The sequence below is a fragment of the Propioniciclava sp. genome, from assembly GCF_036744435.1.
In the GTDB taxonomy this organism is placed as follows: domain Bacteria; phylum Actinomycetota; class Actinomycetes; order Propionibacteriales; family Propionibacteriaceae; genus Propioniciclava.
In genome coordinates this window covers 1-11,450 of sequence record NZ_DAIOIA010000099.1, presented here as the reverse complement: position 1 = coordinate 11,450, position 11,450 = coordinate 1, and the positions used below count along the sequence as shown (strand labels likewise).

General features: G+C 66.3%; 7 protein-coding genes and 1 pseudogene. 2 read left to right on the top strand and 6 right to left on the bottom strand.

The genetic code is table 11. The features are described from left to right. Nucleotides 1-884 (top strand): type ISP restriction/modification enzyme (locus V7E09_RS11795; RefSeq protein ID WP_324511841.1); only part of this gene is annotated, 884 nt, incomplete at its 5' end. A 596-nt stretch (nt 885-1,480) separates the two neighbouring features. After that, nucleotides 1,481-2,113, top strand: a complete 633-nt coding sequence (locus tag V7E09_RS11790) for a hypothetical protein (RefSeq protein ID WP_324511840.1) — start codon at nt 1,481-1,483, stop codon at nt 2,111-2,113. A gap of 305 nt (nt 2,114-2,418) precedes the next feature. Here the strand turns inward: V7E09_RS11790 and V7E09_RS11785 are convergent, their stop codons facing one another. From V7E09_RS11785 to V7E09_RS11760, 6 genes and pseudogenes are all read right to left on the bottom strand, one after another. Further along, nucleotides 2,419-3,804, bottom strand: coding sequence for a UTP--glucose-1-phosphate uridylyltransferase (locus V7E09_RS11785; protein WP_324511839.1), 1,386 nt, complete (start codon nt 3,802-3,804; stop codon nt 2,419-2,421). Beyond that, the gene (gene galE, locus V7E09_RS11780; RefSeq protein ID WP_324511838.1) at nt 3,801-4,772 is read right to left on the bottom strand and encodes a UDP-glucose 4-epimerase GalE; all 972 of its coding nucleotides are present in this window, start codon (nt 4,770-4,772) and stop codon (nt 3,801-3,803) included. The genes V7E09_RS11785 and galE overlap by 4 nt, the downstream gene beginning before the upstream one ends. Further along, nucleotides 4,769-5,935: a galactokinase gene (gene galK / locus V7E09_RS11775; protein ID WP_324511837.1), complete on the bottom strand. Its 1,167-nt coding sequence runs from the start codon at nt 5,933-5,935 to the stop codon at nt 4,769-4,771. The genes galE and galK overlap by 4 nt, the downstream gene beginning before the upstream one ends. Before the next feature lie 58 nt (nt 5,936-5,993). Next, nucleotides 5,994-7,391 (bottom strand): MFS transporter, encoded by a 1,398-nt coding sequence (locus V7E09_RS11770; protein WP_324511836.1) that lies wholly within the window; start codon nt 7,389-7,391, stop codon nt 5,994-5,996. 22 nt (nt 7,392-7,413) lie between these two features. After that, nucleotides 7,414-10,242 carry a glycoside hydrolase family 2 TIM barrel-domain containing protein gene (locus V7E09_RS11765; protein ID WP_324523434.1) on the bottom strand — a complete coding sequence of 943 codons (2,829 nt, stop codon included), beginning with the start codon at nt 10,240-10,242 and terminating at the stop codon, nt 7,414-7,416. Nucleotides 10,243-10,649: 407 nt separating this feature from the next. Next, a pseudogene (locus tag V7E09_RS11760) lies at nt 10,650-11,450 on the bottom strand (ISL3-like element ISPfr3 family transposase); the annotation flags it as partial.

Below are 11,450 nucleotides of genomic sequence, written 5' to 3'. Positions count from 1 at the left end.
CCTCCTCGAAACCGGAGGGTTCAGACCTCAACTACACCCTCAATTCGGATGAGCCGTTCTTCCCGACCAACCACCATGCGAACCTGGGTATCACCGTCAGCGGCGGTGCCGGGTTCGCGGCAGTTCCTCTAATGGTGGATAGCGTCCTCGACCTACACATGGCGGGCGACTCTCACATCTTCCCAAGGTGGACGTACGAGATCGCGGCAGGAAGCGACCAGGCGGCGCTTTTGGACCCGTCAGGGGAGGTGGACGAGTGGGGCTACCGGCGCGTGGACAACATCACCGACAACATCCTCGCCATCTACCAAGACCGATTCGGCTCACGGGTAACCAAGGACGACATCTTCTTCTACGCCTACGGAGTTCTGCACTCCGAGCAGTACCGCTCGATGTTCGCCGCGGATCTCAAACGCTCGATGCCCCGGATCCCGTTGGCGTCTGCCGTATCCGACTTCGAGGTCTTCGTCGACGCTGGACGGCGGCTGGCCGACCTCCACGTGAATTTCGAAACTGTTGCGCCGTATCCCCTCGCCGAGCAGACGCCGTTCAGTACCGACGTTTGGCAGACCTACCGCGTGGAGAAGATGCGCTGGGCCGACAAGACCGCCAAGAAGGCAATCATCTACAACCAGCACATCACCCTCGGTGACATCCCGGCGGAGGCCAACCGATACATGCTCGGCTCCCGCTCAGCTCTGGAGTGGCTGATCGACCGCTACCAGGTGAAGACCGACAAAGACTCCGGCATCGTCAATGACCCAAACAAGTGGGGCCGCGAGCACGGTGACCCGCGCTACATCGTCGATCTGATCAAACGGGTGACGCGAGTCTCGGTGGAGACGATGAAGATCGTTGATTCGTTACCGAGCCTTCCGATTTAGGGCGGCCCTGATGCCAAGAGCTCGAAGGAACCCACGCGGCCTGGTGAGGTTGGGAGGGAAGCCCGACCCGGTTACGCTCGCGGTCGAGTCGCCGGCCCGACGATCCGGCGACTACGTGCAGAAGGACGGCGTAGCCGTCCCGAAAGCCCAAGTCGTGCTGGAGCTGCTGGCTGAATCGGCGAGCTACGAGGGACCCGCTCAGAGCGAGGCTGTCCATAGGACCCAGATCACAGCTTCGACACAGGTGAGACCATCAACCCAGCTTGCATCAACCGCCCCCTTGAGCTTCAGGGAAGTGGTGGCTCTACGCGCGAGGCTCGCGAGTACCAAGAAGCAGTGGAGGCTGTACCGGTTCGCCGACCGGCGGAAAGCCTCAGGTGCGGCCCGAGAGTTCCACGACCTGCCAGCAAACCCATCATCGCCAAACTCATTCGCTGCATCGACGGCCCCACCGGACGCGCCCTTCTCGAACGCCAGCGCGCTGCCCGTGATCGTGTCGCCGCAGTCCGGCATGGCCAGATACCGGCGGACGCCCGCGCCACCGCTGCCCTCGTCGCCGCCCAACGGGGTGGCTTGGTCGCCGAGAGGCGGATCCCATGACCACCACGCCGGACGCCGACGCCGGGCTCGTCCGCGCGTTCCCTACCCCGGGGCCGTTACTCGGCACCGCCTACCGCGACCTCTACCTGGCCGCCGAGGGCAGCGACAACCAGAAAGCCACCATCGGCGACCCCAACCTGCTGCCCAAGCCGTGGGACCCACCCACCTGCCGCAATCCCCAACTCCGGGCCGAACTCTGGACGTGGCTCGACGCCGTCGTCATCTGGGTGAACCACGAGTACGTGTGGGACCCCGAGGGCACCATCCCGCCCTGCTGGCCCCTGCACCCTCACATCGTCCAGGAAGTCGCCGTGATGGCCGACCAACGCCGCCGCGCCAGCGTCGCCCTCGACTCCAACGCCCTCGAAGAGTGGCACCGCTACACCCTCCCCGGGTTCCTCGAACGCCTGCGCTCCCGCCTCAAGGCCCACTGCGACCAAGACCACCAACCCTGGCCCGCGAGGAGCCGTCACGTCCGCCACACCGGCGACGGGCACGCCAAGCGACGGCGCCAGGCCTTCGATGGCGACGTCCAACACCTGAGTCCCTCCGAGCAGATCACCCTGACGCGACCGCGGCTCAGACTCTTGAATCCGGACACAGGTGAGCTGCTCGACTGCCACGACTGACGCCAGCGAGACGCGACATCACGGATCTGCCCAGAGTCGGGCATCGACCTCGGAGACTCTGACCGGGGTCGGGCCCCATCGAGGTAGCCACGATCGATGGTGACCCGAGGCGACTGCTGACCCTGGGTCTCCGGCGGGGCGCGACTGGCCTGACCATGCTGTTGCCGCACCGGCTGCCCCCACGACCTCACCGCAGCCGTCAGGGAGCCGAGCGCCGCGATGAGTCATCGTCGACGGTGACCGTCCGGCCCGGCCGGACCTCGGCGACTGCCGGGGCCAGCCGTCGGACGCGGGGGGCGACGGGTTCAGTGGAGGTCGGGTGGTACTGACTGTTGTTGTCCGTTGTCTTCGAGGGTGGCGTCCCCGGTCACGTGGACGGGATGGGAGAACGTCCAGTCGCCGCGGACGCGCAGGGATCGTGCGTCGCGCAAGGAGGGGACGATCTGGACGCGTTCGTCGAACTGGTTGATGGTCTTGTAGTGGCGTGGGTCGAGGTCGATCCCGGGGAGCTTGGGGAGGTCGGTGACCAGCCGGGCGTCCTCGGCGAGGGTGAACACGTCGGAGCGGAGCAGCATCAGTTCGTTGGTGGTCTTCACGGGGAGGAACCGGCCGCGTTCGACGACGATGGCACGAGCGCCGGGGAAGACCTCGATCGCGGCCCCCATGGCGGTCTCGAGCTGGAGGGTGCGGGGGGACGTGGGGTCGGTGGGATCGACGGTCTTTTCGTTGCGGATGAGGGGCAGGCCGAGTACCGGCCCGGACTGGCTGAGGCGGTCGTGGAGGCGTTGCAGGTCGAGCCACAGGTTGTTGCAGTGAAAGTATCGGTGGCGGTGTTCGTCGGTGAAGTAGTGCATCTGGTCGGCCGGCGTTTGGGCGGTGTCGCGGAGGATGAGTTGGCCGTCGCTGCGGCGGACGGCGAGGTGTCCGCCCTTACGGTCGTTCGCGGTGCGAAGGCACACTTCGGCGGCGTAGGGGGCGTCGGTGGCGGCGAACCAACCCGCTAGGCGCGGGTCGGGTGCGGCGCCGAGGTTGTCTCCGTTGGCGATGGTGAGGTACCGGTAGCCGCGCTCGAGCAGGGCGTCGAGGACGCCGGAAGACGCGAGGCGGGTGTACACCTCGCCGTGGCCGGGTGGGCACCATTCCAGGGTTGGGTCGGCGGGCCAGGTCACGGGGACGAGACCATCGACGCGGATCTTGGGTTCGGCGCTCTGCAGGAAGTCGACGGGTAGCCCGTCGGCGGCGAGGTCGGGGTACCGCTCGAGGTGGGTGAGGGTGTCGGCCCGGGTGCGGAAGCTGTTCATGAACAGCAGGGGGAGTCGCACGTCGTAGCGCTCCCGCGCGTGGCGGACCTGGGCGACGATGAGGTCGAGGAAGGTTTGCCCGTCGCGGACGGGGAGCAGGGTCTTGGCGCGGTCCAGGCCCATGGAGGTGCCGAGGCCGCCGTTGAGCTTGATCATGACGGTCTGGGCGAGAGCGTCGTGTGCCTGCGTCTCGTCGACGTCCACGTCTGCGAGGCGTTCGACGTCGGTGAGGGGGCTGATCGTCTCCTCGGGGATCAGGCCGGTCTCGCCGGTGGCGGCGAGGCGGTAGTAGTGCGCGAAGACCGTGCGGGCAGCGTCGTCCGCGCCAGCGGCACGCATCTTTTCCAGGGCCTGGGCCAGCCCGGGCTCGGTGGGTCGGGTGTCGTTCATCGGCGGGGTCCTCTCGATTGCGCCTGCCAGGCGCTGGCGACCATGTCGGTCAGGGTGTGACGCATCGCCCAGTCGAGGTCGCGGGCGGCCCGGTCGCCGTTGGCGACGATTCGGGGCGGGTCGCCGGCACGGCGGGGGGCGACTTCGGGGGTGAACTGGATGCCGGTGACGTCGGCGATCGCGGTCATGATCTCGGCGACCGAGACCCCGCTGCCACTGCCCAGGTTGTACGCGGCGTCGACGGGGGCGCCGGCGGTGAGCCGCTCGGCGGCGGTCACGTGGGCGAGGGCGAGGTCGTGGACGTGGAGGTAGTCGCGCACGCACGTGCCGTCGGGGGTCGGGTAGTCATCGCCGAAGACGCGAGGCGTCCTGCCCGCGAGGAGTGCGTCGAAAACCAGCGGGAACAGGTTGTGAGGGCTGGTGTCGTACAGGTCGGGGTAGCCCGACCCGACGACGTTGAAGTAGCGCAGCGACGTGTGCGCCAGCCCGGTCGCTTTCGCCTGATCGGCGAGCAACCACTCCCCGATCAGCTTCGACTCACCGTAGGGCGACTGGGGGTCCTTGGGGGTGTCCTCGGTGACCAGGGTGACGTCGGGCGTCCCGTACACGGCCGCGCTGGAGGAGAACACGACCTTGCCGACGCCCGCCCGCTGCATTTCCTCCAGCAGGACCATGGTGCCGACCACGTTCTGCCGCAGGGTGTGCAGCGGACGCTTGACCGACTCGCCGGCGTACTTGAAGCCGGCGATGTGGATCACGCCCTCAACGTCGTGCGCGGCGAACGTGCGACCGAGCAGGTCGCCGTCCAGGATCGACCCTTCCACGAACGGGACGCCGGGGTCGACGAACTCCCGGTGTCCGCTGGACAGGTCGTCCACCACGACGACGCCGATGCCCCGCTCGGCGAACACCCGGGCCACGTGAGAGCCGATGTAGCCCGCCCCACCGGTCACCAGCCACGACGTCATGGCGTCACCTCGATCCGGCCGGCGCCGGCCACCGGGCGGACGGTGAAGATGCCCGGCTCCGTGAACCCAGCAGAGGCAAACGCCTCCCGGACGCCGTCGGTCACCGTCGCGACGGCGTCCACAGGCACCAGGGCGATCACGCAGCCGCCGAACCCGCCTCCGGTCATGCGCGCACCGATCGCACCATGGGCGCGGGCGACGTCGGTGGCCAGGTCCAGCTCCGGGGTGGAGATCTCGAAGTCGTCGCGCATGGACGCGTGCGAAGCGTCCAGCAACGCGCCGATCGCCGACGGGCCTTCGTGGCGCAGCAGGCGCACCGTGTCGAGGACGCGTTGGTTCTCGGTCACCACGTGCCGCACCCGGCGGAACGTCACGTCATCCAACAGGGTGCGGGCCCGGTCGAGGTCGGCGACCGTCACGTCGCGGAGCATGGGAACGCCCAGGATCCGGGCGCCCGCCTCACAGGCGGTGCGCCTGGAGGCGTAGCCGCCGTCGGCGTGGGCGTGGCTGACGCGCGTGTCGACCACGAGGACCTCGATACCGGCGGCGTCCAGGCCCAACGGCACGACCTCGGCGTCCAGGCTCCGACAGTCGAGGAACACCGCACAGTCCGGTGCGCCCAGTAGGGATGCCGACTGGTCCATGATGCCGGTCGGCGCGCCCACGACCACGTTCTCGGCACGCTGCCCGACGCGGGCGAGGGTCTGTCGATCGAGGCCCAGCTGCCACGCCTCGTTGAGCGCCATCCCGACCGCACTCTCGATCGCTGCCGACGATGACAAGCCCGCCCCGACCGGCACGTCCGAGGTCAGGGCCAGGTCGAATCCGGGCAGGTCCGTCAGGTCGGCGCCGTGTTCGCCGAGCGCCCACACCACGCCCAGCGGGTAGGCCGACCAGCCCGACAGCCCAGCGGGTCCGATCCGGTCCAGGGTGGTCTCGACGACACCGTCGACGTAGTCGGTGGCCAGCCGGATCGTCCGGTCCGACCGCAACCGCAGGGCAGCCACCGCCCATCGGTCGATCGCGAACGGCAGCACGAGCCCGTCGTTGTAGTCGGTGTGCTCACCGATCAGGTTCACCCGACCCGGCCCCGCCCAGAACCCGGACGGCTCCACGCCGAACAACCCCTCGAAGAACTCCGACAGCGGAGCAGTGGCGATCATGGATGCATTTCCTTCATCTCTTGAGATGGGTAAGTCGGTGGTGTCGTGGGTCGAGGCGTCACGCGGTGACGGCGATCTCCGCCTTGACCCTCCTATTGGCCTTCTCCACGTCGAGGCGCGTCAGCAGCAGCAGGATGATGAAGTTCATGATGGCCGGGATCCACAGGTACATGAAGCTGATCATCTGCAGCGCGGACTCCGGCTGCGTGTCCGCACCACCGACGTAGCCACTCCATGCGAGCAGCCATCCTGCCAGTGCCGTCCCGATTCCGCCGCCCAGCTTCACGCCGAACGAGGTACAGGAGTACATGACCCCATCGATGCGCCGGTTCTTGGTGAGGTAGGTGTACTCGGACGCCTCGGCTATCAGTGCGTTCAACGTGCCTTGCAGCGGGCTCATCCCGAGCGAGGCCAGGCCCGCGAAGAGGAGCATGAGGGGAATGCTGCCCATGTACGCCGCGACGAGAACACCGAGCCGGCCGACGACCGCGATCACATACCCGGTGATGTTCACCCGGTACATCTCACCGAACCGCTTCACGAGGAACGGGGTGAAGAGCAGACCGATGATCAACGGCGCGTTGATCGCCCACGCGAAGACTCCGAGAAGGTTCGCGTCGCCGAGGATGTACGTCATGAAGTAGATCCCCATGTTGAGCGTCGCGGTGAAGATCTGCGCCAGGAGGAACACGAGTAGGATGATGAGGTAGTACTTGTTGGCCACCACGAGCTTCGCGGCCTCCTTGAAGCTGGTCACCTCCACCTCGGCGAGCTCCGCGGGGTCATGGTGGGCGCCCGGCCGGTCCGCAAGCTCCTCGCGCGAAAGCTCGCGCACCGAGAACACCGACAGCGAGTTCACGGCTAGCCCGATCACGGCGTAGATGATGGCGATCGTGCGCCAGCCCTCGGCGCCGCCACCGAACTGTTGCACACCTGCGACGGTGAAGGTCTGGATGAGCATGCTCGTCCCGAAGGCGAACATGAAGCGGATGGAGCCCATCTGCACACGCTCGGCACCGTTCTTGGTGATGAGCGCCGTCAACGCCGAGAAGGCGATGTTGTTGGCCGTGAAGAAGACCGCGTTCAGCAGCGTGTAGGCGATGAAGAACCAGGCGTATTGCGCGGTCTGGCCGACGTTGGTCGGGATCGCGAAGGTGGCGATGAGCGTGGCGGCGCAACCGAAGTACGCCCAGAACATCCACGGACGTGCCTTGCCCATCTTCGTGTGCGTGCGGTCGATGAGGTTTCCGAAGAAGAGGTCACTGACCCCGTCGAAAAGCCGGGAGGCCATGATCAATGTGCCGATGATGCCTGGGTTCAAGCCCACGGCATCGGTGAGGTAGATCATGACGAACGCGGACAGGAACGCATACACGACGTTCCCGCCGACATCGCCCGATCCATAACCGATCTTGTTGTACCACTTGAGGTACGTCTTCTCTTGGGTGGCAGGCACGTCGTTGTGACCCTTCACTAGTTCACTGCTCGATGGTGGGAATCAGGGTGATGTCGAACCGGAACGTCTCGGCATCCACGCGGTACTTTTCGAGGAGTTCAGGACCGCAGCTGTTGGACCCGATCCCGGCGTTGGCGTGGTCCAGGCACAAAACGGTGCTGCCCGCCGGTACGAGTTCATAGCTGTGGGCACGTCTCGCCAGCTCTTCCTGCGTGTAAGGGGAGGCGTTGAAGGAGAAGGTCTCGCTCCCCACGGCGGTGAGGGACAGACCGCCTCCGGCCACGATGACGTAGTCACAGTCCGCGTGGCTGCCGTTCTCCTGCGGACGCAGGTAGTCCTCGTGCAGGCGGAAGACGTCGGAGCTAAAGAGGCCGTGATGGGAAGCTCGGCGTTTGTCGACGTAGCTCTCGAACGGACCCAAGCCGCAATAGGTAACCTGCGACATCTCCTTAGGCAGGAACAGCCTGATCCCGAAGCGGGGCAGCGACGGAAAGGCAGGGTCACGCCTCACTGAGAGGGACGCCTGCACCGCACCGGAGGTGTTCACGTGCCAGGCGGCCTCCACCTTCAGGATCGGCTGGATCGTGGGCGCCACGACCGCGAGGGGGAAGGTGAGCGTCACCGCATCCGCGCCTGGCTCGACGCTTGCGGAGTAGGCGCGTGCCGAGGCGGCGTCGTAGTGGGCGCGTCTCCACTCGGCTTTGATGTTCATGTCGTTGTCCGTCGGTGCCCGCCAGATATTGATCTGCGCGGGAGCATCGAGCAGATCCCGACCGCCGAGGGTCATGGTCTGGGGCAGCCCTGTGCGCGTGTCGAAGGCGTACCGGAACGCCGCGGACTCGACGGTGATGGAGGAGGCGTCCTCGGTGACGCGCAACCGGCCCGAGCCCGGCTCGGTGCCCTCCAGGAGAGCGACCGCCCTCTGGTTGCGTCCATCGGCGGTGGTCAGTTCGAGTTCGTCGAAGCCGAGCTCATGCCCCTCCGTGAGGAATGGCACCTCGCCCTTCAGATGAGACGTCACGAGCAGGTGGCAGGTGCCCGCCTCGGGCACGGTCGGCGTGAGCGTCACGGTTGTCTCGGACCGCGGCGGCACGCTCTCGTCGAGATCGACGCGCACAGTCTTGACCACCTCGCCGTCGCAAACGACTCCGCAGGTCAGGTAGATGTGATCGCGCAGATCGGTGAAGTCCATGTCGTTGCGCAGGGTGAGCCGGCCGGTGTGCTGGTCGAACCCGAGGACGCGGACAGGCCGGTGGACGTTCTTGAGCTCCAACAGACCCGTGTGGGGCGTGCGATCGGGGTAGACGAGACCATCCATGCAGAAGTTGCCGTCGTGGATGTCTTCGCCGTGGTCACCGCCATAGAAATAGATGTCCTTGCCGTTGTCGGCCTTGCCCTTGTAGACGGCGTGGTCGCACCATTCCCACACGAAGCCGCCGCACATGCGCTCGTCGGCCCGGATGATCTCCCAGTAGTTTTCGAGGTCACCGGGGCCGTTGCCCATGGCGTGGCTGTATTCCACGAGGATGAACGGCTTGTCCGGGTCGGAATCGAGGTACTCGTGAATCTCGTGCAGCGCGGGGTACATCCGGCTGTAGAGGTCGATGTTCGAGTAGTCGTACTTCCGCTTGCTGTTACGGTAGAAGGCGCTCTCGTAGTGCGTAAGGCGGGTGGGGTCGAACTCGGCCATCCACGCGAGCGCGGCTTCGAAAGTGCACCCGTATGCGCCCTCGTTGCCCGCCGACCACATGACGATGCTCGGGCGGTTCTTCTCACGGATGACGCAAAGTCGGGTGCGGTCGAGGGTCGCCTCGATCCACTCGGGGTTGTCCGCGATCGGCTCGTTCCAGTGTTCGACCTGATTCGCGAAGGAGGGGTCCTCCAGGAACTGAAACTGGGTGCCGTGGCTCTCGTTGTCGGCCTCGCCCATGACGAAGAATCCATATTCGTCGCACAGCTGGTAAAAGCGCGGCGCGTTTGGATAGTGAGCGGTGCGCACCGCGTTGATGTTGTGCTGCTTCATCAACCGCAGGTCGGTTTTCATGTGATCGAGGTCGATGGCCGGGCCGGTGACCGGGTCGGAGTCGTGGCGGTTGACGCCGCGCAGCTTGATCGGCTGCCCATTGACGTGGACGACGGCATTCACGACCGTGATCTCACGGATGCCGACGCGGTCGGTGACGACCTCCTGCGGTGAGGTGAGGGTGAGGGTATAGAGGTAAGGATTCTCGGCGGTCCACAGCTGCGGGTCCTCAACGCGCAGCTGGACCCGGTGGGTGTACGTGTCGTCGCCGGAGAACTCCTGCAACTCACCGCTTGCGACGCGCGTCCCATCGGCGTCGGTGAGTTCGGCGGAGGTCGGCACGGACTTGCCGCGGTAGAGCCCCCGGATCTCGACCGTGGCCCCCGTCGTGTCGATCGTCGTGGTGGTGAAGTGGTCGAAGAGGACGGAGGCCGGCCGCGAGAGCAGGTAGACGTCGCCGAAGATCCCGCTGACGCGGAACTTGTCCTGATCTTCCAGGTAGCTGCCGTCGCACCACTTGAGTACAAGGACGGCCAGGCGGTTGGTGCCCGGCTCGATGATCTCGGTGACGTCGAACTCGGCGGTGGCGTGCGAGACCTGGCTGTAGCCGACGTACTTGCCGTTGAGCCACACGTAGAAGCAGGAGTCGACGCCTTCGAAGGTGAGATGAGAGCTCGGGGCGTTTTCACTGGGCGTGTACTCGAACTCGTGGACGTACGCGCCGCACGGATTGTCCTGCGGGACGAACGGCGGATCGAGCGGGAAGGGGTAGCGGATGTTCGTGTACTGGTGGTGGTCGTAGCCCTGGTGCTGCCACGTGCTCGGCACCGGCACACGATCGAAACCGCCCGCGGGGAAGTCGCGCTCGTAGAAAGTGGTCCCGAAGCTCGTGGATGCTCTCGAAGTACCGGAACGACCACTCACCGTTCAGCAGCTGCAGACGATCGGAGGAGTCACGAGCCTCCGGACCGGGGTCGAGCGGCGTGGAACTCGGGATGTAGTAGGAACGTGCCGGGAGCGTGTTCTCGTGCAGAACGGCCAAGTCCTCGTAGTACCTGGGAACGATCATCGATGGATCTCCTCTCGGCCCGCTGTTTTTCACATGTGAGTGGGTGATGAGCCAGGGTGGTCGGCAGGCTGCGCCACGATCGGAGCCGGGCGAGCGTGCCCCCACTCTTCGCGCACCTCGCCGCGTCCAAGACCGCGCCTTCCTTGCAGAACGTTACCGGCAAGGCTCATCCGAATCCAGGGTGTAGTCGGGGTCTGAACCCGCCGGTCTCGAGCAGGGATCTGGCGATGTAGTTGGTCAGGTTGCGGAACCCCAGCGCCGAGCCGCGCAGGTGCTCGAGCCTGCCGTTGATCGCCTCGGTGGGCCCGTTGGAGGTGCTGGGCCGGTCGAAGTAGGCCAGGACGTCGGCGGCGCGCTTCTTCAGCGTCCTGCCGAGCTTGGTGATCTCGACCAGGGCCTTGGGGACGCCGGTGCTGATCGAGTCGATGAGCCGGGCCATCAGCTCGCGGCCGTGGCGCCGGTTCTCGTGGCGGTAGGCGGCGATCATGCGCTGGTAGACGCTCCAGGTGACCTCGACCTCGACGTGGGCGTCGTCGGCGAACAGGGTGTCCAGTCGGTCCTTCTGCTTGTCGTTGAGCAGGTCGGCGCCGGTGGACAGGGTCCGGCGGGCGGCATAGAGCGGGTCGCCCTTGCGGCCGCGGTGCCCACAGATGGCCTGCTGAACTCGCCGTCGGCACTCATCGAGCGCCTCGCCAGCGAGGCGCGTGACGTGGAAGGGATCTAGCACGGTCACCACGTCGGGCAGTTCCTCGACGGCGGCGGTCTTGAACCCGGTGAAGCCGTCCATCGCGACCACCTCCACGCCGTCGCGCCACTCCTGCGGGCGGTCGGCCAGCCAGGTCTTGAACGCCTGCTTGGAGCGTCCTTCGACCATGTCCAGCAGCCGTGCCGGGCCGGTGCCATCTCGCACTGGGGTGAGGTCGATGATCACGGTGACGTACCTGTCGCCGCGACGGGTGTGCCTCCA